Genomic DNA, 24,252 nt, shown 5'->3' on the forward strand with positions numbered 1-24,252 from the left:
CGAGTCGGGATCGGTAGGGTGATCGGGTGCGAATCCTCGTCCTCGGTTCCGGTGCCCGCGAGCACGCGATCATCACGGCCCTCCTCGCGGAGCAGGCCGGTCACGTCATCACCGCAGCGCCGGGCAACGCCGGCATCGCGGCCGACGTCGAGACCGTCTCGATCGACCCGACGAACGGTGCCCTCGTCGCCGAGTACGCGCTCGAGCACGGTGTCGAACTCGTCGTCGTCGGTCCCGAGGCGCCGCTCATCGCCGGTGTCGCCGATCCGGTTCGCACGCGGGGCATCCCGGTGTTCGGTCCGAGCAAGGCCGCCGCGCAGCTCGAGGGCTCCAAGGCCTTCGCGAAGCGGATCATGTCCGAGGCGGCGGTGCCCACCGGGCGCCCGGTGTACGCCGGCACCGTCGACGAAGCCGTCGCCGCGATCGACGAGCTCGGCGCCCCCTACGTCGTGAAGGCGGACGGGCTCGCCGCCGGCAAGGGCGTCCTCGTGACCGAGGACCGCCAGGCAGCGATCGACCACGCCACCTACTGGCTGCAGCACGGCCACGTCGTGGTCGAGGAGTTCCTCGACGGCGAAGAGGTCTCCCTGTTCTTCCTGAGCGACGGGCACGACGTCCGACCGCTCAGCCCCGCACAGGACTACAAGCGACTGGGCGACGGTGACGTCGGGCCGAACACCGGCGGCATGGGCGCGTACTCGCCGCTGCCCTGGCTCGCCGACCGCTGGGCGTCCGAGCAGGCCTTCGTGGACGAGGTCACCGACCTGGTCGCGCTCCCCACCGTCCGTCGGCTCGAGCACGAGGGCACGCCGTTCGTCGGCCTCCTCTACTGCGGGCTCATCGTCACCGAGCAGGGCGTCCGGGTCATCGAGTTCAACGCGCGCTTCGGCGACCCGGAGACCCAGGTCGTCCTCCCCCGCCTGGCGACCCCGCTGAGCGGGCTGATGCTCGCCGCGGCCACCGGGCAGCTCGGGGGCACCCCGGCGCCGTCGTTCCGCGACGAGGCCGCCGTGACGGTCGTGCTCGCGAGCGAGGGCTACCCGGAGAACCCGCAGACCGGTCGGCCGATCACCGGGATCGACGCCGCGAACGCGCGCGAGGGGGTCTCCGTCGCGCACGCCGCCACCGGGGTCCTCGACGACCAGCTCGTCGCGACCGGCGGGCGGGTGCTGAGCGTCGTCGCCACCGGGTCCTCCTTCGCCGAGGCCCGCGACCGCGCGTACGCCGGCCTGGGTGACATCACGCTCGAGGGAGCGCAGTTCCGCACCGACATCGCCGCGAAGGTCGCCCGATGAGCCCGGCGCCCGTCCTCGACGGATGGCAGCACGTCTCCTCCGGCAAGGTCCGCGAGCTCTACGTCCCCACCGGCACCGCGGACGTCGCGAGCGCCACCGAGCTGCTCCTCGTCGCGTCCGACCGGGTGAGCGCCTACGACTTCGCGCTCGAGCCGCCGATCCCGGGCAAGGGCGAGCTCCTCACCCGGCTGTCCCGCTTCTGGTTCACCCAGCTCGCCGACGTGCCGAACCACCTCATCGCGCCGTCCGCCGGCGGGACCCCGGTGCCGTCGTCGGTGGCATCGCGCTCCATGCACGTCATGCCGCTCGAGATGTTCCCGGTCGAGTGCGTCGTCCGCGGGTACCTCGTCGGCAGCGGGTGGGCCGAGTACCAGCAGTCCGGCAGTGTCTGCGGCGTGCCCCTCCCCGCTGGCCTGTCGAACGGCGACCAGCTGCCCGAACCGATCTACACGCCGGCGTACAAGGCGCCGCAGGGTGAGCACGACGAGAACATCTCCTTCGAGCAGACGGTCGACCTCGTCGGGTCCGACGTCGCGACGCAGCTGCGGGACCTCTCGCTCCGCGTCTACTCCGAGGCGGCGGCGATCGCGCTCGACCGCGGGGTGGTCATCGCGGACACGAAGTTCGAGTTCGGGCGCGATGCGTCGGGGCAGATCCGGATCGCCGACGAGGTCCTGACGAGCGACTCCAGCCGCTACTGGGACGCCCGGTCGGGGAACCGCACGGAGTCGTTCGACAAGCAGATCGTGCGGGACTGGCTCAGCGCGAACTGGGATCGGCAGGGGACGCCGCCGGTGCTGCCCGAGGCGATCGTGGCGCGGACGGCCGAGCGCTACCGCGAGCTCATCGAGCGCCTGGGCGCGTAGCGCCCGCGCGGGGCGGCCGCGGGCGCGGGCGGCCGCGCGCGGCGCCGCGAGCGGGCACGACACGCCGCTCACGTCCGCCGAGGGCGCACGAAGTGCCGCCCGCCGGCGCCGAGCGCGACAGATCTTGCCCTCTCGGCGCCTGACCCGCACGACCGCCGGACGGGAGGCACGGCGCCAGGCCGACCCGCGCCTCCAGGCCGCACGCACGCCGGACGCTCCCGCGAGCGGGCACAAGACGCCGCTCACGTCCGCCGAGGGCGCACGAAGTGCCGCCCCGCGGCGCCGAGCGCGACAGAACGTGCCCTCTCGGCGCCTGACCCGCGCGCGCGCCGGACGGGAGGCGCGGCGTGAGGCCGACCCGCGCCTCCAGGCCGCACGGGCGCCGGACGCCGCCGCGAGTGCGCGCAACACGCCGCTCACGTCCGCCGAGGGGGCATGAAGTGCCGCCCCGCGGCGCCGAGCGCGACAGATTTTGCGCTCTCGGCGCCCCGCCCGCCCGCGCCCGTCAGTCGCGCGCGACGACGACGACCGTCAGGTCGTCCCCCGGGTCGTGCGTCGCCGCACGCGCCCGCACCCGCCCGAAGAACACGTCGAGGTCCGGCGCGTCCCGCCACATCGCCCCGAGCGCACCGAGGGACGCGAGCGTGGAATCCCACAGCTCGAGCGCCCCGTCGCTCACGACGATGAGGACGTCCCCGCGCTCCAGCTCGAGCGTCCCGGTGACCCGCGCGGCACCGACCGGGTGCAGCCCGATCGGCAGGTCGTACGAGCGCAGCACGGTCTCGGTGCCGTCCGCGTGCAGGTGCAGCACGAGACCGTGCCCCGCGTCGGTGAACTCCATCCGCCCGGTCGAGGTCGTCAGGCGGCCGTGGAACAGCGTCGTGAAGGACTCGGCACGACCGAGGTCCGGGGCGACCTGGGCCTCGAGCGCCGCCACGGCATCACGGGACGACGACGTTCCCCGGGCGAGCAGCGCACCACGGATGGTCGCGGCGAGGAGCCCGGCGGACATCCCCTTGCCCATGACGTCGGCGACGGTCACCGAGAGCGACGCCCCGTCGACGTGCCAGTCGTGGAAGTCACCGGACACGACGCCGTGCGGCTTGGACATGCCGCCGACGCGGTACCCGGGCAGGTCGACACCGGCCGGTTCGAGTCCGGCGAGCACCGAGCGGAGCCGGTCCTCGTCGGCGCCGGCGGCGAGCTCGCGCTCCGCCCACACGCCGAGCTCCTGCAGCAGCGCGAGGTCGTCGTCGTCGAGCGTGCGCGGTGCCGGGTCGATGAGGCAGAGCGTACCGACCTTGACGTCGTCGTCGCCCACCCGCAGGGGCACCCCGGCGTAGAACCGCACGTTCGGGTCGTCGACGACCATCGGCATGTCCGAGTACCGGACGTCGGCGCGGGCGTCGGGGACCACGACGGGGCCGTCGACCGCGAGGGTCCGGCCGCAGAACGTGTCGTGCAGCGGGATGGTCGGGCCGAACACCGTGTCGCTCTGCTGCGACTTGATGAAGACCTCGGACTCCCCCGCGAGGTTGAGGAACGAGCCGGTGACGCCGAACGCCTCGCGCGCGATCCGCGTGATCCGTTCGAAGCGTTCCTCGGGCCCGCCCTCGACCACGTCCAGCGCGGCGAGGAGCGCTGCCCGCCGGACGGCGTCCGTGGCGGGTCGGTCGGTGACGACGGGCTCGTGGTGCATACACCCACGCTAACGCGCCTACCGGACAGTGGCCGTCCCCAGTACGGAGGACGCCGGGGTCGGCCGTGACAGATGTCATGCCCGATCCGTGACGCACGGCAGAGGGGCACGTCCGCACGCAGCGTCAGGCTGTGGACCATGAACGACACACCGGTCATCCAGCTCCGCGACCTCCGCAAGCGCTTCGGCGCCGTGGCCGCGGTCGACGGCGTCGACCTGACGATCCGTCCGGGCGAGGTCGTCGCCCTCCTCGGCCCGAACGGCGCCGGCAAGACCACGACAGTCGACCTGGCGCTCGGGCTGTCCACGCCGACGACCGGCCAGGCCCTGCTCTTCGGCGAGGAGCCCCGCGCCGCGGTCGTCGCCGGCCGGGTCGGCGCGATGCTCCAGGGCGGCGCACTCCTGCCGGACACGACGGTCCGGGACGCGGTCGCGCTCGTCGCCGCGGCACACCGGCGTCCGATGCCGGTCGACGAGGCCCTCCGGCGAGCGCGGTGCACCGAGATCGCCGGACGCCGGGTCAACAAGCTCTCCGGCGGACAGCTGCAGCGCGCACGGTTCGCCGTGGCCGTGGTCTCGGACCCGGACCTGCTGGTGCTCGACGAGCCGACCGCGGCGATGGACGTCGAGGCCCGGCACACGTTCTGGTCGTCGATGCGCGAGTTCACCGACGCGGGGCGCACGGTCGTGTTCGCGACGCACTACCTCGACGAGGCCGACACCTTCGCCGACCGCATCGTCATCATGCGCGCCGGCCGGATCGTCGCGGACGGCACGCCCGCCGAGATCAAGGCGATCACCGCCACGCGCGCGGTCCGGTTCTCCGGGCTCGGCACCGACGCGCACGTCGCGTTGCGCGGTCTGCCGGGAGTCGTCTCCCTGGAGGCGCGGCACGACTCCGTCACGCTCCGCTCGGACCGCAGCGACGACACCCTCAGGGCCCTGCTCGCCACGTTCCCCCAGGCACACGACATCCAGGTGGTCGCCTCGACCATGGACGACGCCTTCCTCGCGCTCACCGCCGACCCCGCCGCAGCTCCCACCGACACCGCTCCCGAAGGAGTCCTCGCATGACCACCGCCACCGCCTCCGGCCGCCTGCCGATCCGCTACGTGTACCTCGAGACGAAGCGACAGCTCCGCAACGTCCGCGCGATGGTCTTCACCTTCGCCGTCCCGGTGATCATGCTGCTCGTGTTCGGCTCGGCGTTCGGTTCCCAGACCGACCCGACGACGCACCTGCAGTACCTCACCGTCACGACGCTGCAGATGGCCTCGTACGGCGCGATGATGGCCGCGCTCAGCCAGGCGTTCGCGATCGTCAACGAACGGTCGATCGGCTGGAACCGGCAGCTCCGCGTGACGCCGCTGTCCGGGTGGGGGTTCATGGTCTCGAAGGTGATCGCCGCGATGGCCTTCTCCGCGGTGTCGATCGTCATCACGGTGCTCGTCGCGACCGTGGTCCTGCACGCCTCGCTCGACCCGCTGCACTGGTTCGCCGCCGGGTTCGGCATCTGGTGCGGGGTGATCCCGTTCGCCCTCATCGCGATCCTCATCGGGCAGTTCGCGAAGCCGTCGTTCGCGCAGCCGCTCTTCATGGTGGTGTTCATGGGCCTGGCGATCCTCGGCGGCCTCTGGGTCCCGCTGTCGGTGATGCCGGGCTGGATGGGGAGCGTCGCGCACCTGCTGCCCTCGTACTGGCTGAACCGGATCGGGCAGATGGGCGCCGGGGCGACCGGGTCCTCGGGCATGACCGAGCCGGCGATGGTCCTGGCGGGCTGGGCGATCGTCCTCGCCGCGGTGATCGTGTGGCGCTACCGCCGCGACGCCGCACGACAGTGACCGACGGTCCTACGCTGGCACCGATGTCCGAGGCGACCAGCACGACCGAGGCGCGTGGTGCGGAGCACGCACCCCGCGCCTCCAGGTCGTCCCGCCCGTCACCCCGATCGTTCCCGTGGGCCGTCCCACCGGGCGCGAGCGACGACGACATCCGCATCGGGCGGCGCCGCTGGTACACCGGCGCGGTGTTCGCGCTCCTCTGGCAGGTGCTCGAGATCATCGCCGTCTGGAGCGACGGCCGGACCCTCCGGGCGCACGTCCTCTCCACCGTGGCCCTCGCCGTCGTCTACGCGGCGTACCTGTTCGCACCGGAGCTGATGTGGCGGCGGAGCCTGCGCGGACGAGTCGTGGTCCTCGCCGGGGTCGCCCTGCTCGCGGGGCTGCTGCTGTTCGTGGTCGGGCCGCTCGCCGTCTGGACCTGGCTGCTCGTCGCCGCACTGTCCGGGTTCGTCGCGGAACGGTTCTGGGTCGCCGGCGTGGTCGTGCTCGCGATCCTCGGCGCACAGTTCCTCGTCGCCGCGAGCACCGGCTGGGACACGGCGGTGAACAGCGGCATCCTGTTCGCCCCGGTCATCACCGTGTCCGTCGGAGCGTCGATGCTCTTCTTCGGCCGGCAGCGCGAAGCGGAACAGCGGCTCGGCGTCGCGCAGGACGAGATCACCCGGCTCGCCGTCGTCGAGGAGCGCGCACGGTTCTCCCGCGACCTGCACGACGTCCTCGGCCACTCGCTCACGGTCGTGGCGATGAAGTCCGAGCTCGCCGCACGGTTGGTGGACGTCGACCCGGCACGAGCGAAGACCGAGATGCAGGACGTCGAGCGACTCTCCCGCGAGGCGCTGCAGGGTCTCCGGCGCGCGGTGAGCGGCTACCGCGAGGCCGACCTCGACGCCGAACTCGTGTCGGCACGGGCGGCACTCGAGGCCGCGGCGATCGACGCGGTGCTCCCCCGCGACGGCGACGCGGCGGCCGACGACGTCCGGAGCCTGTTCGCGTGGGTCCTGCGCGAGGGCGTCACGAACGTCATCCGCCACGCGGCCGCCAGTCGGGTCCGGGTCACGCTCACCCGGTCCGCCCTGACGATCGAGGACGACGGCACAGGCCTGCTCGACCCGGACGCCGCCTCCACCACCCCGGGCAACGGGCTGCGCGGGCTCCGCGAGCGCGCCGACGCCGTCGGGGCGACCCTGACCACCGGCACGAGCGACCTGGGCGGCTTCCGGCTGCGGGTCGAGAGGAACCGACGATGACCGAGACCATCCGTGTGCTCCTCGCCGACGACCAGGCGCTCGTCCGCGGTGCGCTCGCGTCCCTGCTGTCGCTCGAGCGGGACATCGAGGTCGTCGCCCAGGTGGCCCGCGGCGACGAGGTGCTCGAAGCAGCACGGTCGTCCGGCGCCACCGTCGCCCTGCTCGACGTCGAGATGCCCGGCGCCGACGGGCTCACCGCCGCCGCTGCCCTCGCCCGCTCGCTGCCCACGTGCCGATCGCTCATCGTGACGACGTTCGGCCGGCCCGGGTACCTCCGGCGCGCACTGGAGGCCGGGGCCGCGGGCTTCGTCGTGAAGGACACCCCCGCCGAGCAGCTCGCCGACGCCGTCCGACGTGTCGCGGGCGGGTTCCGGGTCGTCGACCCCGTGCTCGCCGCGGAGTCCCTGGCCGCCGGCCCGTCCCCGCTCACCCCGCGGGAGACCGACGTGCTCATCGCCTTCCGCACGGCGCCGACCGTGGCCGGGGTCGCCGGGTCGCTGCACCTGTCGGAGGGCACGGTCCGCAACCACCTGTCGTCCGCGATCGGGAAGACCGCCGCGCGCAACGCGACCGAGGCGCTCCGGGTCGCGGCGGACAACGGCTGGCTGCTCGGGACGGCGTAGCCTTGCCGACGTGCTCCGACGTGTCGCCCCCGTGTTCGTCCTCGGCGTCGCCGCGGTCCTGACGCTCACCGGCTGCGGTGCGCACGACTCCACCGGGCAGCTGTCCGTGACCGTGTCGGCCAACGCCGCGGACCACCCCTACGAGGTGAAGGTCTTCACCGCCGAGACCGGGAAGCTCTCCGAGCACCAGCGGGTGTTCCCGGGCGGCACCGCGGACTTCGCCGGCGTACCGCTGGGCAAGGTGACCGTGCGGGCGAACGAGCTCTGCCCGCAGGAGGCGACCGTGTCGATCGGCGAGGTCGCGACGGTCACGCTGACGACGACGGGCTGCTGACGCACAGGAGGCGCGGTGCGGGCCGGACCCGCACCGCGCCTCCTGGACGGGGTCCAGCTGGTCAGCCCTCGGAACGGCCCGACCGCCGGAGCGTCTGGTGCGGACTCTCGCCGAACCGCTGCCGGTACGAGGCCGCGAACCGGCCGAGGTGCGCGAAGCGCCAGCGCCGCGCGATGTCGCGGACCGTCACGACCCCACCCCGGCGGGACGTGAGTTCGAGGTGCACGCGGTCGAGGCGGACCTCGCGGAGGTAGCGCATCGGCGTCACGGCGAGGCGACGGCGGAACAGGTCCTGCAGACCCCGTTCGCTGAGCTCCGCGCCGGCGGCGATGTCCGCGACCTCGAGGTCCTCGCCCGCGTGGTCGTGCACGAAGCGGATGGCGCGACGCAGCCGGTGCTCGACGTCGGAGCGTGAGCGGGTGAACGTCGACAGCACGACCGTGGCCACCCGCCGGTTCAGCGCTGCCCGCTCGGTGGCGTCGAGGTCGGGGTCGAGGATGCGGTCGGTCACCTCGCGCAACAGGGTCAGCAGGGGCTCGACGCCGGGGTCGGCGGCGTCCGGTTGCACGAACTCCGACGGCTCCTCGGCGTCGCCGAGCATCGCGGGCGCGACGTGCAGGAGCGTCATCGCGGTCGCGTCGGTGTCGAACGCGTACGCCACGGGTGCCGACAGCATCATCGGTCGTCCGGGCCCGACGTCCCACTCGCTGCCGTCGTCGGCGGTCAGCGTCGCCCGGCCGTTGGCGAGCACGAAGACGACGTGGTCGGGGCGGGGGCCGATCGTGCCGGCCTGCGGCCCACCGGTGCGGATCTTCCGGAGGGAGACGTGCTCGTCGCCGCCGGAGCGGTAGTCGAACGGCTGGTCGGAGGACGTCACGAGAGCCTCCGTTCGACGATCCGCGCGCCGGGTCCGGCGGGCCACCGAACGCTACCGTGACCGTCCGGCGCACGCGAGACCCCCGTCCGCGTCGCGCAACGGGTCGGCCGTTCGCCGTCGATCACGGGTCCGGGACCGCGTCCCAGACGTCGCCGTGCCGGGACAGCACCGTCCACCGCGACACCGGCCAGGTCGTGACGAACGCCCGACCGACGACGTCCGACACCGGGACGGTCCCGTGCGCTCGGGAGTCGGCGGAGTCGTACCGGTTGTCGCCCATCACCCACAGCCGGCCCTTCGGCACGGTCACCGAGAAGTCGGTCAGCGCGACCCGGTCGGAGCCGGGCTGCAGCACGACGTACGACTCGTCGACCGCGTGACCGTTCACCGACAGGCGTCCCTGCGCGTCGCAGCACGACACGGTGTCGCCGGGCAGGCCGATCACCCGCTTGATGAGGTCGTTCCCCTGCCCGGGCCCGAGCCAGCCGCCCGGGTCCTCGAAGACGACGACGTCGCCGCGTCGGAGCGGCACCAATCCGGGGACGAGTTCGTTGACGAGCACCCGGTCACCGACCAGGAGCGTGTTCGCCATCGACAGCGAGGGGATGAAGAACGACCGGACGAGGTACGACTTCACCAGGAAGGACGCCAGGAGCGCGACGACCACGATGATCGCGAGGTCACGGAGGAACTTCCAGCGGGCACGCCTGCGGGGCTCGGGGACGGCTTCGTCGCTCAATGCGTCAGCACCACCTTGACGACACCGATGACGAACGCGACGGCGGCGAGCACGATGCCACCCCAGAGCCCGAGGAACGTCGGCCGCTTGCCGCTGAACCGCTGCATGAACACACCGACCATGCCGATGCGGACCACGAGGATCACGAGCGCGGCCGTCTGCGCCCACGACGCGGGCAGCCAGCCGATCCACGCGACGGCGTACAGCACCGCGGGGATGAGGCCGGACGTGGCGATCGGGTTCGCGTTGCGGACGATGGTGACCACGGACTCGCGACGGACGTCGTCGGACGCGTCGTCGTCCCCGAGCCCGTGCGCGACCAGGTGCGACAGCACGTGCGCGAGGTACGTGAGCACCGCGGTGCCGAGGACCGCCCACACCGCCGAGCCGTGGTGGATCGCGGCGGGGTCCACGGCGATCGCGGCGGCGAGCACGGTGATGTTGCCGTAGACGTACGACGACATCCGGTCGCGCATCTGCTCGATCGGCAGGTCGCGGCGGTCCGGACGGCCACCACCGCGGCCGTCCGCTCGGTCCGGCAGTCGTCGTGTGCGTGGCATCCCTCCATCTTGGCCCGGCCCGGGGCCGCGCAGCCGACAGGACACCGAGTGCGATGGCACACGCCGTGTTCGCGATGGCACACGCCACGCGTGCGATGGCAGACGTCACGCCCATTTGGTTGACGCGTCAACCAAATGGGCGCACACTGGTCGCATGACCACGCAGGACCTCCTCGCCGACGACACCTCGATGGGCGCCGTGACGCTCCGGGTCGCCGACCTCGACCGCATGATCGCCTACTACCGCGACGGCGTGCGGCTGTCCCTCCTGTCGAACGAGGGTGGTGTGGCGGTGCTCGGGCGGGGCACGACCCCGATCGTCATCCTCGAGCACGCGCCGTCGATGCAGCACGCCGGGCCGCACGACGCCGGCCTGTTCCACACCGCGATCCTGTTCGACACGAAGGCCGACCTGGCCGCCGCGCTCTACTCCGTCGCGACCCGGTACCCGCAGACCTTCACGGGCAGCGCCGACCACCTCGTCAGCAACGCCTTCTACTTCACCGACCCCGAGGGCAACGGCGTCGAGCTCTACTGGGACCGCGACCGCACCGAGTGGTCGTGGACGCACGGCATGGTCGACATGGCCACCATCTCCGTCGACCCGAACGCCTTCCTGCAGGAGCACCTCACGCAGGACGCCCTCGACGGCGCAGCAGCACGCCCCGGACGTGTCGGCCACGTGCACCTGTCGGTCGGGGACGTCGCCACCGCCAAGGAGTTCTACGTCGACCGTCTCGGCTTCGCGACCACGGCCGGTTGGGGTGAAGCGCTGTTCGTCAGCGCCGGCGGCTACCACCACCACATGGCGATGAACACGTGGAACTCGCGCGGTGCCGGACGCCGCCAGCTCGCGCTCGGACTCGGTCTCGTCCGGATCGAGGTCCCCGGCGCGGACGACCTCGGCGCCCTGGTCGAGCGGATGCACGACTCCGGGGTGCGGTCGGCGGACGACGGTCGGACGGTCGCCTTCGAGGACCCGTGGGCGAACCGGATCGAGGTCACGGCGCCGGGTCGCGGCTGACCCCACCGCACCGGGACGGACGGTCTCCGGCAGGATGGACCCGTGACTGAGGACATCCGGTGGGAGGTGGTCGAGGAGAGCACGCTGTCGCTCCCCGACCACGAGGCGATCGCAGCGCTCCTGGGGCAGGCGTTCCCCGACTGGTCGCACTGGTACGTGGGCGGTCGCAGCTGGGCGGGCATGCAGCCCGAGCGGCGCGTGCTCGCCCGTGACGCCGACGACGTCGTCCTCGCCCACGTCGGGATCCGCCGGATGTTCATCACCGTCGGCGGCCGGGACGTGCTCGTCGGCGACACCGGCCTCGTCGCGGTGTCGCCACGACTGCAGGGCACCGGCAAGGGCCGCGACCTGATGGAGCGTGCGCACGCCGTGCTCGAGGGGCTGGCGGTGCCGTACGGGTTCCTCGGCGCCGGTGAGAACCGGGTGCCGTTCTACGCGAACCTCGGCTGGCACGTGTTCGACGACGTCGTGGCGGACTACACGGCGTTCACGGCCGAGGGCGCCGGGCTGCCGATGACCGACCAGGGCGGCTGGATGGTGCTCCCCGTGGCGGAGCGGCTCGAGGACTGGCCGGCCGGCCCGATCTGGCTGAACGGCCAGCAGGTCTAGGGATCGCACCGGACCTGCGCAGCAGGACGACGACTGCACGCGGTGGACCGTGCGCAGTCGTCGTGGGACCGCGCACAGACGGGAGGCGCGGTGCGGGTTCGACCCGCACCGCGCCTCCCGTCTGGTGAGAGCGGGGCTTACGCCTCGACCGCGACCTTCTCCGGGTCCTCGTTCGAACCGGGCGCGCTCGGCGCGACCGCTGCGCGCACGCGCGCGCCGAGGTCGGCGTCGACGTTCGTCCAGTAGGCGAACACCCGCTCGCGCAGGTCGTCGCGCGTCACCTTCGAGACGTGCCCGGCGATGTTGCCGACCAGGCGCTCACGGGCGGCGTCGTCGAGGACCTCGCGCACCAGGGTGCCGGCCTGACCGAAGTCGTCGTCCTCGGGGTGGAGGGTCGCGGCGGAGCGCTGCAGCGCGCCGTCGGACTCCCAGCCGGGGGTCTCGTCGGTCGCGGCCGGGTCGGCGTGCGCACCGCCGAGCGAGTTCGGCGCGTAGACCGGGACCTCGGACTTCTGGAAGTCGAAGCGCATCGCGCCGTCCTTCGAGTACGAGTGCACCTCGTTCTTCGGGGCGTTCACGGGCAGCTGCGCGTGGTTCGTGCCGACGCGGTAGCGGTGCGCGTCCGCGTAGCTGAAGATGCGCGCGAGGAGCATCTTGTCGGGGCTCGCCGCGATGCCGGGGACGAAGTTCGAGGGGGCGAAGGTCGCCTGCTCGATCTGCGCGAAGTAGTTCTCCGGGTTGCGGTTGAGCTCCATCGTGCCGACCTCGATGAGCGGGTAGTCCGCGTGCGGCCACACCTTCGTCAGGTCGAACGGGTTGAAGCGGTAGCCCTCGGCGTCGGCGTAGGGCATGACCTGCACCTTGAGGGTCCAGCGCGGGTTGTCGCCGCGCTCGATGGCCGCGTGCAGGTCACGGATGTGGAAGTCCGCGTCCTCGCCGGCGATGCGGTCGGCGTCCTCCTGCGTCAGGGTCTTGTGGCCCTGCTCGGTGAGGAAGTGGTACTTGACCCAGAAGCGCTCGCCCTCGGCGTTGATCCACTGGTAGGTGTGCGAGCCGAAGCCGTCCATCTCGCGCCACGACGCCGGCAGACCGCGGTCGCCCATCAGCCACGTGACCTGGTGGGCCGACTCGGGCGACAGGGTCCAGAAGTCCCACTGCATGTCGTGGTCGCGCAGGTGCGAACCCGGCAGGCGCTTCTGCGAGCGGATGAAGTCCGGGAACTTGATGCCGTCGCGGATGAAGAACACGGGGGTGTTGTTGCCGACGAGGTCGTAGTTGCCGTCCTCGGTGTAGAACTTCAGCGCGAAGCCGCGCGGGTCGCGCCAGGTGTCCGGGGAGCCCTGCTCGCCGGCGACGGACGAGAAGCGGGCGAGCATCTCGGTCTGCTTGCCCGGCTGCAGGAACGCGGCACGGGTGTACCTGCTGATGTCCTGCGTGACGGTGAAGGTACCGAAGGCACCGCCTCCCTTGGCGTGGACGACCCGCTCCGGGACGCGCTCACGGTTGAACTGGGCGAGCTTCTCGACCAGGTAGTGGTCGTGCAGCGCGAGGGGGCCGTCGGCGCCGACTCCCATGGAGTGCTGGTCGCTCGACACCGGCGCGCCGGAGTTGGTGGTCGTGGTGGGGGTGCCGGCCGGCTGGCCGGGCGTCGTGTTCTGGTCGGACACGGTTCCTCCTTGGGTGGAACGGTTGGTTCGGTCAGGGGTGCTCGGGTTGCTCGTGGTCCCGGTTCGGTGCCGGGAGCGGGAACGACTGCGGTCGTCCCCGGGTCGGGGTGTCGGCGGTCAGGCCGGGACGGCCACGGTGTCGTCGCGTTCGGCGGCGGCACACTGTTCGCAGATGCCCCAGTAGGTGACCTCGGCCGTGGTGACGGCGAAGCCGTGCGTCTCGGACGGGGTGAGGCAGGGCGCGTGGCCGACGGCGCAGTCGACGTCCTCGATCGCGCCGCACATCGTGCAGACGACGTGGTGGTGGTTGTCGCCGGTCCGTCGCTCGTACCGGGCGGGGCTGCCCGCGGGCTCGATGCGCCGGACCAGTCCGACGCCGGTCAGTGCCGCGAGGACGCCGTAGACCGCCTGGTGACTCGTGGTCGGCAGCTCGGCGGCGAGCGCGGTGACGATGTCGTCTGCGGTCGCGTGCGGCATGGTCTCCGTCGCGCGGAGGACCGCCAGGCGTGGTGTCGTGACCCGGAGACCGGAGGCGCGGAGCAGGTCGGCGTCGACGTCCATGCTGAGCCTTTCTTTTGCAGAGATCAAGACAACACCGCCACTGTACACCAGGCGATCCGATGGTCGAGCGCGAACGGTGGGTCATGACAGATGCACCACCAGTCACCCCCGTCCCCGCTGCACTCCCCGCCCGCCTCGTCGCCGAGGCCGCGGGGACCTTCCTGCTCGTGTTCGCCCTCGTCGGCGCCGCGACCTCCACCGCCGTGTTCCCCGACGAGCACAACACCCTCGGGATCGGGCTGCTCGGGGTCGCGCTCACCCTCGGCCTCGTGGTGATGATCGGCGCGAGTGCGTTCGGCCCCGTCAGCGGGGGGCACTTCAACCCCGCGGTGACGATCGGCCTCGCGGTCGCCGGCCGGCACCGGTGGGCGGACGTCGGCCCGTAGGTCGTCGCCCAGTTCGTCGGCGGCACGGCCGGGGCTGCCGTCCTCGTGCTGTTCGCCGGACTCGGACCGGCCACCGCCCTGCAGAGCACGCTCGACGGCGGCTTCGCCTCGAACGGCTTCGACGCGCAGAGTCCCGGCGGTTCCACCCTGCTCGGCGTCGCCCTCGCCGAGACGATCGCGACGGCCGTCCTCGTGACGGTGATCCTCCGCGTGACCGGAGCCCGCGGGAGCGCGGTCCCGGCGCCCGTGGTCATCGGCGCGACCCTCACGATCCTGCTGCTGACGCTCATCCCGATCTCGAACGCGTCGCTGAACCCGGCGCGGTCGTTCGCCACCGCGGTCTTCGCGGGGCCGGACTGGCTCGCGCAGTGGTGGGTGTTCCTGGTCTTCCCCGTGCTCGGCGCCGTCGTCGCGGGTGCGATCGGTCGGATCGGTCGGATCGGGCGGACGTCACGCGCGGACGACGCGACGGTCGAGCCCGACGCACCGCGGGCCTGAGCCGACCCGGGGCGCGGGCGGGCCGGGCGACCGGCTCGACCCGCGCCTCCCGGAGCTCGTCCGCACCGGCGCGACGGGCCGGACGCTGCCGGACGCATGCCCGTGGCGGAATACGATGTGTCACGATCCGGTCGCGATCGGCTGGAACGACGCTGGGAGGGCGGGAACCCGCGCTACCGTCCCGACATGTCCACGCAGCAGGGCCTGCCGCAGCAGGCGCACAGCGCTCAGGACGTCCGGGGGATCATCGCGCAGCGGGACCTGGTCGTCGACCTCATCCGGACGGCCTGCGTCGTCCTCGTCGTCTTCGTGCACGTCACGATGGTCGGTGTCGCCGCGGGGGCGGACGGCATCGCGGTGACGAGTCCGCTCCAGGAACTCCCCTGGTACGTCGCCGCGACCTGGATCGGCCAGGTGATGCCGCTCTTCTTCGTGGTCGCCGGCTTCGCCAGCGCCGTGGGGTGGCGTTCCACGGTCGCGCGGGGCGGCGGCGCGCGGGACTTCGTGGCGACGCGGCTCGTGCGGCTCTTCCGGCCGGCGATCCCGCTCTTCGCGGTGCTCGCGCTCGGCCTGGGCGTCGCCACGCTGCTCGGCACGCCGCCGGGGCTCCTCGCCGAGGTCGCGTTCGGCATCGGCTCCCCGCTCTGGTTCCTCGCCGCGTACGGGATCACCCAGTGCTGCGTGCCGGTCATGATGCGACTCCACGAACGCGCTCCGTGGCGCACGCTCGGCGCACTGCTCGTGCTCGCCGCGGCCGTCGACGGCGTGCGGTTCGCCACCGGGACGGCAGCGGTCGGTCTCCTCAACCTCGGCCCGGTGTGGCTCTTCGCGCAGCAGATCGGCTTCCTCTGGGCCGACGGCTGGTTCGCCCGACGATCGCGGGTGCTGCTCGTCGCCGTCGCCGCGGCCGGGTACGGGGTGCTCGTGCCCCTGACGTCGATCGGGCTCTGGGCTCCGGACATGCTGCAGGACCTCAACCCGCCGATGCTCCCGCTCGCCGTACTGGCCATCGCCCAGGCCTGCCTCGTGCAGGTCGTGCACGCCCCGCTCACCCGGCTGATGCGCACCCGCGCGGCCCAGGGCGCCGTCTTCCTGCTCGGCCGGGACGGGATGACGATCTACCTCTGGCACCTGCCGCTGTTCATCGCGCTGAACGGGGTCGCCCTGCTCGTCGGCGTGCCGTTCCCGGCGCCGGGGTCGCCGACGTGGTGGGCGACCCGTGGGGTGGCCCTCGTCGTCCTCCTCGCGGTCGCCCTCGGCACCGCCCGGGCGCTGCGCCGGTTCGACCGGCCGCTCCCCCGGCTGGTCCCCGGCACCGATCGCCCGGCCTGGCCCGTACTCGCCGTCGCGGCGCTCTGCACGATCGGGCCCGCCTTCGCGGTGATGCAGCTGCACCTGTCGTTCGGGGTCGCCCTGCTCGGTGCACTGGCCGTGCCGCTCGGGGTCCGGCTCCTGACGAGGACCGTGCCGACCCGGAGCACCGCCCGGATCTGAACCGGTTCTCACCGGCAGGGGCTGCTCCGGGGCGCGTGCCGGGCGGAGGATTGTGGTCGGCCGCACGATCCTCGAGGAGGCACCCCACGCCGTCGACACCCGAGTTCTGGAGCACGTGGCACCTCGACCCGCTCGCGGCCGTCCTCATCGCCGTGGCCGCGATCACCTACGGCTGGTGGGTCGTCGGTGCCGCCAGGCGGGGCACCCGGTGGCCGTGGTGGCGGACGCTCGCCTTCGTCGGGGCGCTCGTCCTGTTCGGCATCCTGCAGTTCGGGATCGTCGGCATCCACGACCAGGACCTCCGGTGGGCGTTCGTGCTGCGGTTGGCCCTGCTCTTCTTCGCGGTCCCCACCTTCGCCGCGTTCGCCGCGCCCGTCTCGTTGCTCCGCTCGGGAGGCCCGGCTCGCCTCGCGCACGCAGCCTCCGCAGCGCTCGCATCGCGTCCGGCACGGGTCCTCGGCAACGCGGTCGTCTCGCCGCTGATCGCCCTCGCGCTGTTCTGCGTGCTGCTCACCCCGTTCTCGGCGACGATCCGCGAGTCCCCGGTCTGGGCGACGGCGATCACGGTGTTCGTGCCGATGCTCGGGTTCGCCCTGCTGACCCCGCTGTCCGAGCCGGGGATCCTCCGCTCGTCGACGTTCGTCACGATGGAGTTCCTGCTCGCGTTCGTCGAGCTCATGGCGGACGCGATCCCGGGCATCGTGCTCCGGATCACGAACCACGTGCTCGACGGGTCGGTCACGGCGGCGGTCGGGCAGCCGTGGTTCCCGTCGCCCCTGCGCGACCAGCACCTCGCCGGGGACCTGCTGTGGTTCATCGCCGAGGTCGCGGACGTGCCGGTGCTCATCTCGCTGTTCATCCGGTGGCAGCGGTCCGACCGCCGCGAAGCCCGCACCGTCGACGCCCTCACCGACGAGGAGATGGCGGAGCTCACCCGGGCGCACCTGCAGCGCCGCGGGTGACGCGGTGCGGTGTCGGTGTCGGTCGTGACGCCGCGACATCGACATCGTGCCGGTCGATCGACGGGTGTCTTGTCGACCGATGCACACGCAGTGGATGCACGCGCAGAGAACGACGTTCCACGAGTCGATCACGACGTGTCTTGTCGCGAAGTCGCCCCGCACGCGACGGAGCCCCGCGCCGCACGAGTGCGACACGGGGCTCCGGGGCTCCGGGCTGGCTCGGGCTAGGCGTCGGCGTGCCGCCCGTGGTGGTCGGTCGCGGCGAGCTCGGCCTCGGCGGTCTCCGGCGCGGGCGCCGCGGCATGGACACCGTGACGCTGCTCGGACCCCACCACGCTGCCGTCGGACGCAGACGCGGGCGACCCGTCGGACGTGCCGCCGGTCTGCTGCCACGCCACGGTCTGCTTCGGCTTCGCCAGGAACAGCGCGGCGACGATCCCGATGCCGAGCACCACGGCCGGCAGCACGAGCGACTGTCCCATCGCGGTGGCGAACGGCTGCTGCAGGAACTCCGGGAGCTTCCCGACCTGCTGCTCCGCACCGCCGGCGCTCGATCCGCCGGAGGACGCCGGGAAGTTCGCCGTGATCCGCGCCTCGATCAGCGCCGCGATGCCGGCCGAGCCGAGGACGGCACCGATCTGCCGCGTGGTGTTGTAGACGCCCGAGCCGGCGCCGGCGAGCTTCGGCGGCAGGTTGCGCGTGGCAGAGACCGAGAGCGGCCCCCACATGCACGCGTTCGCGAGGCCGAGGAGCGTCGACGGCAGGAGCACCCAGCCCCAGTCGGCGCCGGAGGCCAGGAGCGACCCGAACCAGAACAGCGCGCCGGAGAAGCACGCGAGCCCGAACGCCGCGACCCAGCGGAGGCTCCACCGGTTGAGGTTCTTGCCGACGAGCGGCGCGAGACCCGCTGAGAGCACGGCCTGCGGGACGAGGAGCAGCGCCGCCTGGGTCGGGCTGAACGTCAGCACGTCCTGGGCCCAGAGCATGATCGGCAGGGCGAACGACGAGATGGCGACGCCGACCGCGGTGATGGCGATGTTCGCGAGCGTGAAGTTGCGGTCCTTGAAGAGGCCGAGCGGCAGCAGCGGCTCACCCTTCTGCACGCCCTGCCACACCACGAAGGCGGCGAGCACGACGAGGCCCGCGATGATCAGCGACCACACCGAGATCGGACCGGTGATGGTGCCCCAGTCGTAGGTCTCGCCCTCCTGGATGCCGAACACGAGCAGGAACATGCCGACGGCACTCAGGACGATGCCGAGGGTGTCGAAGCGGTGCCCGTGCCGGTCGAACGACGGGACGAAGCGCTGCGCGAGCACGAACGCGACCACACCGACCGGGACGTTGACGAAGAAGATCCACTCCCAGCCGAAGCCGTCGACGAGCAGGCCGCCGACGATCGGACCGACGAGCGAGGCGACACCGGCGACGGCACCCCAGAGGCCCATCGCCGCGCCGCGGTTCTGCGGCGGGAAGATGCGCGTGATCACGGCCATCGTCTGCGGCGTCATCATCGCCGCGCCGAGCCCCTGGACCACGCGCGCCACGATGAGCACCTCGATCGAGCCGGCGAGCCCGCACCAGAGGCTCGAGAGCGTGAACACCACGAGCCCGGTCTGGTACATGACCTTCGGGCCGAAGCGGTCACCGAGGCGGCCGGTGATGAGGAGCGGGACGGCGTACGCGAGCAGGTAAGCGCTCGTCACCCAGATGACGGAGTTGATGTCGGCGTCGAGCTTCGCGGCGATGGTCGGCGTCGCGACGGACACGATCGTCGAGTCGACGAGGATCATGAAGAAGCCGACGACGAGGGCCCAGAGGGCCGGCCACGGCTTCTTCTCGGTGATGGTCGAGACGGAGGTCATCGAGTGGGTTCCTTGCTGTTCGTGGTGGTGCCTGTGTCGGTGGGGACGGCCGGGCCGTCCCAGGGGATGTCGCCGCTCGCGATCCGGTCGGCCGCGGCGTCGAGCCACTCGATCTGCGCGGTGAGCATGGCACGGACGTACGACACGTCCAGCCAGAAGCGGTCCGCGAGACGCTTGGCCTGGAGGCCCGTGGCGGCTTCGTCGTACTGCTCGCGTTCCGTCCGGAGTGCGCGGGCGCGGGCGCGCAGGGCGGTCGCCGCGTCCTCGGCGCTCAGGTTGTCGACGTGCGAGACCGCGAGCTGGAACTCCGGGTACTCGTCGGCGGGCTCGGCGATCATCCGGCGGAGGCCGTCCTCGAGCGCGGAGCGCCCGTGGTCGGTGATCGCGTAGGTGGTGCGTTCCGGTCGGTTGCCCTCCCGCGCGGTGCCGAGCGCCTCGGCGTAGCCGAGGTCCACCAGGCGACCGATCTGGTGGTAGAGCGTGCCCGGTCGGACCTTGACGTTCTGGTCCTCGCGACGCTGCAGCATCGTCTGGAACATCTCGTAGGGGTGCATGGGTGACTCCGCGAGGAGCCCGAGCGCGGCGAACGCGAGGGGCGTGAGCGACGCCATCCGTGCCTCCTGGACTGGTCCGTACCGATTATTCCAAGTGGAATGTACGCCTTCGAACAACCGAGCGCAAGCGCGTCCGACGCGCCGCGCGCGCCCCGTAGACTGTTCGCGTCCCACCCATCCCCGAAGTGCTGGAGTGAACACGTGCCAACGATCGTCGTCGAGGTCATGCCGAAGGCCGAGATCCTCGACCCCCAGGGCAAGGCGGTGGGCAACGCCCTCGCCCGTCTCGGCAAGGCAGACCTGACCAACGTCCGCATCGGCAAGCGCTTCGAGGTGGCCGTCGACGGCCCGGTCGACGACCAGAAGCTGGCCGAGGTCCGCGAGATCGCCGCCGACGTCTTCTCCAACGCCGTCATCGAGGACGTCGTGTCCGTGACGGTCGAAGGCGAGTGACACCGGTGCGCATCGGCGTCATCACGTTCCCGGGCTCGCTCGACGACCGCGACGCCCAGCGCGCGGTCCGTCTCGCCGGCGCCGACCCCGTCGCGCTCTGGCACGGCGACCACGACCTGCAGGGCGTCGACGCGATCGTGCTGCCCGGCGGGTTCTCCTACGGCGACTACCTGCGCGCCGGTGCGATCGCGGCGAAGGCCCCGATCATGGCCGAGGTCATCGACGCCGCGGGCAAGGGGATGCCCGTGCTCGGCATCTGCAACGGCTTCCAGATGCTCGCCGAAGCGCGACTCGTCCCGGGCGCGCACACCCGCAACGCGCACCAGCAGTTCATCCGGCGCGACCAGAAGCTCCGCGTCGAGACCACCGCCACGGCGTGGACGAGCGGCTTCACGGCCCAGCAGGAGATCACCATCCCGCTGAAGAACGCCGACGGCCGCTTCGTCGCGGACGCCGACGAGATCAAGCGCATCGAGGACAACGGCCAGGTCGTGTTCCGCTACGTCGGCGTGAACCCGAACGGGTCGATCGACGACATCGCGGGCGTCTCCAACGAGCGCGGCAACGTCGTCGGCCTGATGCCGCACCCCGAGCACGCGACGGAGCCCGGGTTCGGCCCGGACACCCCCGCGGCGATGGCCTCCGGCACGGACGGCCTCACCTTCTTCACCTCCGTGATCGAGTCGACGCTCGTCAAGTGACGACCACGCCGACGAACACGACTCCAGTGACAGGGAACGACACCACCGTGACGACACACGTCCGCCCGAAGCCCGACACCGTCCAGGACGCCGCAGCCACGCCCGACAAGGAGCAGCCGTACGAGGCGCTCGGGCTGAAGGCCGACGAGTACGCGAAGATCCGCGAGATCCTCGGCCGCCGCCCCACCTCGGGCGAGCTGGCGATGTACTCCGTGATGTGGTCCGAGCACTGCTCGTACAAGTCCTCGAAGAACTACCTCCGGCAGTTCGGCAAGAAGGTCACGCCGGAGATGACGAAGAACCTCATGGTGGGCATGGGCGAGAACGCCGGTGTCATCGACGTCGGCAACGGCTGGGCGGTGACCTTCAAGGTCGAGTCGCACAACCACCCGTCCTACGTCGAGCCGTACCAGGGCGCCGCGACCGGTGTCGGCGGCATCGTCCGCGACATCATCTCGATGGGCGCCCGCCCGGTCGCCGTGATGGACCAGCTCCGCTTCGGCGCGATCGACCACGAGGACACGCAGCGCGTCGTCCACGGTGTGGTCGGCGGCATCTCGTTCTACGGCAACTGCCTCGGCCTGCCGAACATCGGCGGCGAGACCTACTTCGACCCGGTGTACCAGGGCAACCCGCTGGTGAACGCCCTCGCGGTCGGGGTCCTCCGCCACGAGGACCTGCACCTCGCGAACGCCTCGGGTGCCGGCAACAAGGTCGTGCTCTTCGGTGCCCGCACCGGTGGGGACGGCATCGGCGGCGCGTCGATCCTGGCCTCCGACACCTTCACCGAGGGCGGCCCGACCAAGCGTCCCGCCGTCCAGGTCGGCGACCCCTTCGCCGAGAAGGTCCTCATCGAGTGCTGCCTCGAGCTGTTCCAGAAGGAACTCGTCGAGGGCATCCAGGACCTCGGTGCCGCCGGCATCTCGTGCGCCACGAGCGAGCTCGCGTCGAACGGCGACGGCGGCATGCACATCTCGCTCGACGACGTCCTGCTGCGCGACCCCACGCTCACCGCCGAGGAGATCCTCATGTCGGAGAGCCAGGAGCGCATGATGGCGGTCGTCCGCCCCGAGAAGCTCGACGAGTTCCTCAGCGTCGTCGGCAAGTGGGAGGTCGAGACCAGCGTCCTCGGCGAGGTCACCGGCACCGGCCGGCTCGTCATCGACTGGCAGGGCCAGGAGATCGTGAACGTCGACCCGCGCACGGTCGCCGTCGACGGCCCGGTCTACGACCGCCCCGTGGCCTACCCGGCCTGGATCGACGCACTGCAGGCCGACTCGGCCGCATCGCTCGACCGCCCGGCCGACGGCCCCGCCCTCAAGGCGCAGTTCCTGCAGCTGCTCGGCTCCCCGAACCTGGCGTCGAAGAACTGGGTGACGAACCAGTACGACACCTACGTGCTCGGCAACACGGCGCTCTCCTTCCCCGACGACGGCGGCATGATCCGCGTCGACGAGGAGACCGGGCTCGGCGTCACGATCGCCACCGACGCGAACGGCCGCTACTGCCAGCTCGACCCGAAGCAGGGCGCCCGGCTCGCCCTCGCCGAGGCGTACCGGAACGTCGCCGTCACCGGTGCCGTCCCGGCCGCCGTGACCGACTGCCTGAACTTCGGCTCCCCCGAGAACCCCGAGGTCATGTGGCAGTTCTCCGAAGCGGTCGAGGGGCTCGCCGACGGCTGCATGGAGCTCGGGATCCCGGTCACGGGCGGCAACGTGTCGTTCTACAACCAGACCGGCACCACCCCGATCCACCCGACCCCGGTCGTCGGTGTCCTCGGCGTGATCGAGGACGTCGCGCTGCGCGTGCCCTCCGGCTGGCAGGACGACGGCCACAACATCTACCTGCTCGGCACCACGTCGCTCGAGCTCGACGGGTCGGCCTGGGCCGGCACCGTGCACGGACACCTCGGTGGCCGTCCGCCGGCGGTCGACCTCGAGCGTGAGAAGGCCCTCGCGGACCTCCTGCACGCCGCGGCGAACGAGCAGCTGCTCACGAGCGCCCACGACCTGGCGGACGGCGGCCTCGGCCAGACCCTCGCCGAGTCGGTGCTCCGGTTCGGGCTCGGCGCCCGCGTCGTGCTCGACGAGCTCGAGGCCCGCGACGGCGTCGACACCGCCACCGCGCTGTTCTCCGAGTCGACCGGCCGCGTCATCGTGACCGTCCGGCGCGAGGACGACGTCCGCTTCCAGGGCCTCTGCGACGGCCGCGGCTTCCCGGTGCTCCGCATCGGTGTCACGGACGCCACGAGCGGGTCGCTCGAGGTCCAGGGTGCGTTCGAGGCGACGCTCGACGAGCTGCGCGGCACCCACGGCGCCACGCTCCCGAGCCGCTTCGGGGACGTCATCGTCGAGGACGTGACGGAGGGCTACGTCGGTCGGGGTCCGCTCGACGACCACGGCTCGTTCTCGCCGCGGACCGACTCCTGAACGGGCCGGACCGGAGCGCCACGACGAAGGGCACCGACTGATGCCCGTCGTCACCCTGCCGTTCCGCGAACTCGTCGATCGCTTCGGCCCCGTGCCGGAGGGCATCGAGCTCGACGTGTGGGACGTCGAGGCACCGTACGGACGCACCGACGACGTCGCCATCGCGTTCCTGCCGTTCTACTTCGGTGGCCGGCACCGGTGGCAGTACGTGCACGACCTGCCGAACCTGCGGCTCCTGCAGCTGCCGAGCGCCGGGTACGAGCACGCGGTCCCGCACGTCCCCGGCCACGCGCAGCTCGCGAACGGCCGCGGCATCCACGACGACGAGACCGCCGAACTCGCGGTGGGGCTCGCGCTCACGTCACTGCGCGAGCTCGGGGCGTTCCAGGCCGACCGTGCGAACGGCGTCTGGGACGCCCGGACCACCCGGTCCCTCGCCGACCGTCGCGTGACCGTGGTCGGCTACGGCGCGATCGGGTCCGCCATCGCGACCCGCTTCGAGGCGTTCCGCACCGAGGTCACCGTGGTGGCGCGGACCGCGCGTGAGCAGGACGGTCGGCAGGTCCACGCGTTCGGCGAGCTCCCGGAGCTCGCCGCGACCACCGACGTCCTGGTGCTCATCGCCCCGCTGACCGACGAGACCGAACGGCTGGTGGACGCCGACCTGCTCGCCGCGCTGCCCGACGGCGCCCTCGTGGTGAACGTCGCCCGCGGCAAGGTCGTCGACACCGATGCCCTCGTCGCCGAGCTGCGGTCCGGACGGCTCTCGGCAGCGCTCGACGTCACCGATCCCGAACCCCTGCCCGACGGGCACCCGCTCTGGACGACGCCGAACACGGTCCTGACGCCGCACGTCGGCGGCAACACGGACCTCAGTGTGCCGCGGTCGATCGAGCTGATGCGCCGCCAGGTGGCCGCGCTGGCCGAGGGCCGACCGTTCGAGAACGTCATCGAGTCCTGACCACCCG

General features: G+C 72.1%; 23 protein-coding genes and 1 pseudogene. 16 read left to right on the forward strand and 8 right to left on the reverse strand.

The genetic code is table 11. From position 1 onward, the window contains the following. Positions 1-26: 26 nt before the first annotated feature. On the forward strand, positions 27-1,295 hold the full coding sequence (gene purD / locus ACEN8D_RS08515) for a phosphoribosylamine--glycine ligase (protein ID WP_413398984.1): 1,269 nt from the start codon (positions 27-29) through the stop codon (positions 1,293-1,295). Further along, on the forward strand, positions 1,292-2,161 hold the full coding sequence (locus tag ACEN8D_RS08520) for a phosphoribosylaminoimidazolesuccinocarboxamide synthase (protein WP_261647035.1): 870 nt from the start codon (positions 1,292-1,294) through the stop codon (positions 2,159-2,161). The genes purD and ACEN8D_RS08520 overlap by 4 nt, the downstream gene beginning before the upstream one ends. 505 nt (positions 2,162-2,666) lie before the next feature. Here the strand turns inward: ACEN8D_RS08520 and ACEN8D_RS08525 are convergent. Then, positions 2,667-3,860 (reverse strand): SpoIIE family protein phosphatase, encoded by a 1,194-nt coding sequence (locus ACEN8D_RS08525; RefSeq protein ID WP_495601232.1) that lies wholly within the window; start codon positions 3,858-3,860, stop codon positions 2,667-2,669. Positions 3,861-3,998: 138 nt separating this feature from the next. Between ACEN8D_RS08525 and ACEN8D_RS08530 the strand changes: the two genes are divergently transcribed. Genes ACEN8D_RS08530 through ACEN8D_RS08550 form a run of 5 tightly spaced genes read left to right on the forward strand, consistent with a single transcriptional unit; the run spans position 3,999 to position 7,905 of the window. After that, positions 3,999-4,934, forward strand: coding sequence for an ABC transporter ATP-binding protein (locus ACEN8D_RS08530; protein ID WP_071294471.1), 936 nt, complete (start codon positions 3,999-4,001; stop codon positions 4,932-4,934). Next, positions 4,931-5,701 (forward strand): ABC transporter permease, encoded by a 771-nt coding sequence (locus tag ACEN8D_RS08535; RefSeq protein ID WP_175473755.1) that lies wholly within the window; start codon positions 4,931-4,933, stop codon positions 5,699-5,701. Before ACEN8D_RS08530 ends, ACEN8D_RS08535 begins: the two co-directional genes overlap by 4 nt. A gap of 23 nt (positions 5,702-5,724) precedes the next feature. Beyond that, complete coding sequence (locus tag ACEN8D_RS08540; protein WP_413399472.1) at positions 5,725-6,948, forward strand: sensor histidine kinase; 1,224 nt, start codon at positions 5,725-5,727, stop codon at positions 6,946-6,948. Continuing rightward, positions 6,945-7,571 (forward strand): response regulator transcription factor, encoded by a 627-nt coding sequence (locus tag ACEN8D_RS08545; RefSeq protein ID WP_070417009.1) that lies wholly within the window; start codon positions 6,945-6,947, stop codon positions 7,569-7,571. The genes ACEN8D_RS08540 and ACEN8D_RS08545 overlap by 4 nt, the downstream gene beginning before the upstream one ends. Positions 7,572-7,581: 10 nt before the next feature. Then, a complete protein-coding gene (locus ACEN8D_RS08550; RefSeq protein WP_413399474.1) occupies positions 7,582-7,905 on the forward strand; it encodes a hypothetical protein in 324 nt (107 codons plus the stop codon). Positions 7,906-7,966: 61 nt separating this feature from the next. Here ACEN8D_RS08550 and ACEN8D_RS08555 read toward each other — a convergent pair whose 3' ends face one another. The 3 genes from ACEN8D_RS08555 to ACEN8D_RS08565 form a co-directional block, all read right to left on the reverse strand. Further along, positions 7,967-8,782 carry a helix-turn-helix transcriptional regulator gene (locus ACEN8D_RS08555; protein ID WP_413399736.1) on the reverse strand — a complete coding sequence of 272 codons (816 nt, stop codon included), beginning with the start codon at positions 8,780-8,782 and terminating at the stop codon, positions 7,967-7,969. 121 nt (positions 8,783-8,903) lie between these two features. Beyond that, positions 8,904-9,521 carry a signal peptidase I gene (gene lepB / locus ACEN8D_RS08560; protein ID WP_413399737.1) on the reverse strand — a complete coding sequence of 206 codons (618 nt, stop codon included), beginning with the start codon at positions 9,519-9,521 and terminating at the stop codon, positions 8,904-8,906. Further along, the gene (locus ACEN8D_RS08565) at positions 9,518-10,081 is read right to left on the reverse strand and encodes a hypothetical protein (RefSeq protein ID WP_229085410.1); all 564 of its coding nucleotides are present in this window, start codon (positions 10,079-10,081) and stop codon (positions 9,518-9,520) included. Before ACEN8D_RS08565 ends, lepB begins: the two co-directional genes overlap by 4 nt. Before the next feature lie 154 nt (positions 10,082-10,235). Between ACEN8D_RS08565 and ACEN8D_RS08570 the strand changes: the two genes are divergently transcribed. Both ACEN8D_RS08570 and ACEN8D_RS08575 read left to right on the forward strand, forming a co-directional pair. Next, entirely contained in the window at positions 10,236-11,105 is an 870-nt protein-coding gene (locus tag ACEN8D_RS08570; RefSeq protein ID WP_413399738.1) for a VOC family protein, read from the forward strand. A gap of 42 nt (positions 11,106-11,147) precedes the next feature. Next, positions 11,148-11,714 (forward strand): GNAT family N-acetyltransferase, encoded by a 567-nt coding sequence (locus ACEN8D_RS08575; protein WP_071303490.1) that lies wholly within the window; start codon positions 11,148-11,150, stop codon positions 11,712-11,714. Between the two features lie 137 nt (positions 11,715-11,851). Here the strand turns inward: ACEN8D_RS08575 and ACEN8D_RS08580 are convergent, their stop codons facing one another. Continuing rightward, positions 11,852-13,381: a catalase gene (locus tag ACEN8D_RS08580; RefSeq protein WP_413399895.1), complete on the reverse strand. Its 1,530-nt coding sequence runs from the start codon at positions 13,379-13,381 to the stop codon at positions 11,852-11,854. Positions 13,382-13,498: 117 nt separating this feature from the next. Continuing rightward, positions 13,499-13,942 (reverse strand): Fur family transcriptional regulator, encoded by a 444-nt coding sequence (locus ACEN8D_RS08585; RefSeq protein WP_309778395.1) that lies wholly within the window; start codon positions 13,940-13,942, stop codon positions 13,499-13,501. Between the two features lie 83 nt (positions 13,943-14,025). Here ACEN8D_RS08585 and ACEN8D_RS08590 point away from each other — a divergent pair. The 3 genes and pseudogenes from ACEN8D_RS08590 to ACEN8D_RS08600 all read left to right on the forward strand — a co-directional run bounded on the left by ACEN8D_RS08590 (position 14,026) and on the right by ACEN8D_RS08600 (position 17,282). After that, positions 14,026-14,826 (forward strand): annotated as a pseudogene (locus tag ACEN8D_RS08590) (aquaporin). Positions 14,827-15,012: 186 nt separating this feature from the next. Continuing rightward, positions 15,013-16,320 (forward strand): acyltransferase family protein, encoded by a 1,308-nt coding sequence (locus tag ACEN8D_RS08595; RefSeq protein WP_413398168.1) that lies wholly within the window; start codon positions 15,013-15,015, stop codon positions 16,318-16,320. Between the two features lie 35 nt (positions 16,321-16,355). Beyond that, the gene (locus ACEN8D_RS08600; protein WP_413398167.1) at positions 16,356-17,282 is read left to right on the forward strand and encodes a cytochrome c oxidase assembly protein; all 927 of its coding nucleotides are present in this window, start codon (positions 16,356-16,358) and stop codon (positions 17,280-17,282) included. 224 nt (positions 17,283-17,506) lie between these two features. On the opposite strand, the gene ACEN8D_RS08605 is transcribed toward ACEN8D_RS08600, so the two are convergent. Together ACEN8D_RS08605 and ACEN8D_RS08610 are read right to left on the reverse strand one after the other, a co-directional pair. After that, positions 17,507-19,147, reverse strand: coding sequence for a DHA2 family efflux MFS transporter permease subunit (locus ACEN8D_RS08605; protein WP_413398165.1), 1,641 nt, complete (start codon positions 19,145-19,147; stop codon positions 17,507-17,509). Next, complete coding sequence (locus ACEN8D_RS08610; protein ID WP_309889617.1) at positions 19,144-19,758, reverse strand: PadR family transcriptional regulator; 615 nt, start codon at positions 19,756-19,758, stop codon at positions 19,144-19,146. The genes ACEN8D_RS08605 and ACEN8D_RS08610 overlap by 4 nt, the downstream gene beginning before the upstream one ends. A gap of 144 nt (positions 19,759-19,902) precedes the next feature. Here ACEN8D_RS08610 and purS point away from each other — a divergent pair, with 144 nt between their 5' ends. The 4 genes from purS to ACEN8D_RS08630 are packed head-to-tail and all read left to right on the forward strand — an operon-like array spanning position 19,903 to position 24,245. After that, positions 19,903-20,154, forward strand: a complete 252-nt coding sequence (purS, locus tag ACEN8D_RS08615; protein WP_070417019.1) for a phosphoribosylformylglycinamidine synthase subunit PurS — start codon at positions 19,903-19,905, stop codon at positions 20,152-20,154. Positions 20,155-20,159: 5 nt separating this feature from the next. Next, positions 20,160-20,855 carry a phosphoribosylformylglycinamidine synthase subunit PurQ gene (purQ, locus tag ACEN8D_RS08620; protein ID WP_031263015.1) on the forward strand — a complete coding sequence of 232 codons (696 nt, stop codon included), beginning with the start codon at positions 20,160-20,162 and terminating at the stop codon, positions 20,853-20,855. A gap of 47 nt (positions 20,856-20,902) precedes the next feature. Further along, on the forward strand, positions 20,903-23,284 hold the full coding sequence (purL, locus tag ACEN8D_RS08625) for a phosphoribosylformylglycinamidine synthase subunit PurL (RefSeq protein ID WP_413398163.1): 2,382 nt from the start codon (positions 20,903-20,905) through the stop codon (positions 23,282-23,284). Between the two features lie 40 nt (positions 23,285-23,324). Next, positions 23,325-24,245: a 2-hydroxyacid dehydrogenase gene (locus ACEN8D_RS08630; RefSeq protein ID WP_413398162.1), complete on the forward strand. Its 921-nt coding sequence runs from the start codon at positions 23,325-23,327 to the stop codon at positions 24,243-24,245. Positions 24,246-24,252: the final 7 nt, after the last annotated feature.

The sequence above is a fragment of the Curtobacterium sp. Curtsp22 genome (assembly GCF_059492135.1).

Bases quoted from the DNA above. Each gene is read 5' to 3' on its own strand.
- ACEN8D_RS08520 (WP_261647035.1), top strand. From the start codon at position 1,292: ATGAGCCCGGCGCCCGTCCTCGACGGATGGCAGCACGTCTCCTCCGGC.
- ACEN8D_RS08525 (WP_495601232.1), bottom strand. From the start codon at position 3,860: ATGCACCACGAGCCCGTCGTCACCGACCGACCCGCCACGGACGCCGTC.
- ACEN8D_RS08530 (WP_071294471.1), top strand. From the start codon at position 3,999: ATGAACGACACACCGGTCATCCAGCTCCGCGACCTCCGCAAGCGCTTC.
- ACEN8D_RS08535 (WP_175473755.1), top strand. From the start codon at position 4,931: ATGACCACCGCCACCGCCTCCGGCCGCCTGCCGATCCGCTACGTGTAC.
- ACEN8D_RS08540 (WP_413399472.1), top strand. From the start codon at position 5,725: ATGTCCGAGGCGACCAGCACGACCGAGGCGCGTGGTGCGGAGCACGCA.
- ACEN8D_RS08545 (WP_070417009.1), top strand. From the start codon at position 6,945: ATGACCGAGACCATCCGTGTGCTCCTCGCCGACGACCAGGCGCTCGTC.
- ACEN8D_RS08565 (WP_229085410.1), bottom strand. From the start codon at position 10,081: ATGCCACGCACACGACGACTGCCGGACCGAGCGGACGGCCGCGGTGGT.
- ACEN8D_RS08570 (WP_413399738.1), top strand. From the start codon at position 10,236: ATGACCACGCAGGACCTCCTCGCCGACGACACCTCGATGGGCGCCGTG.
- ACEN8D_RS08585 (WP_309778395.1), bottom strand. From the start codon at position 13,942: ATGGACGTCGACGCCGACCTGCTCCGCGCCTCCGGTCTCCGGGTCACG.
- ACEN8D_RS08595 (WP_413398168.1), top strand. From the start codon at position 15,013: ATGTCCACGCAGCAGGGCCTGCCGCAGCAGGCGCACAGCGCTCAGGAC.
- ACEN8D_RS08605 (WP_413398165.1), bottom strand. From the start codon at position 19,147: ATGACCTCCGTCTCGACCATCACCGAGAAGAAGCCGTGGCCGGCCCTC.
- ACEN8D_RS08610 (WP_309889617.1), bottom strand. From the start codon at position 19,758: ATGGCGTCGCTCACGCCCCTCGCGTTCGCCGCGCTCGGGCTCCTCGCG.
- ACEN8D_RS08630 (WP_413398162.1), top strand. From the start codon at position 23,325: ATGCCCGTCGTCACCCTGCCGTTCCGCGAACTCGTCGATCGCTTCGGC.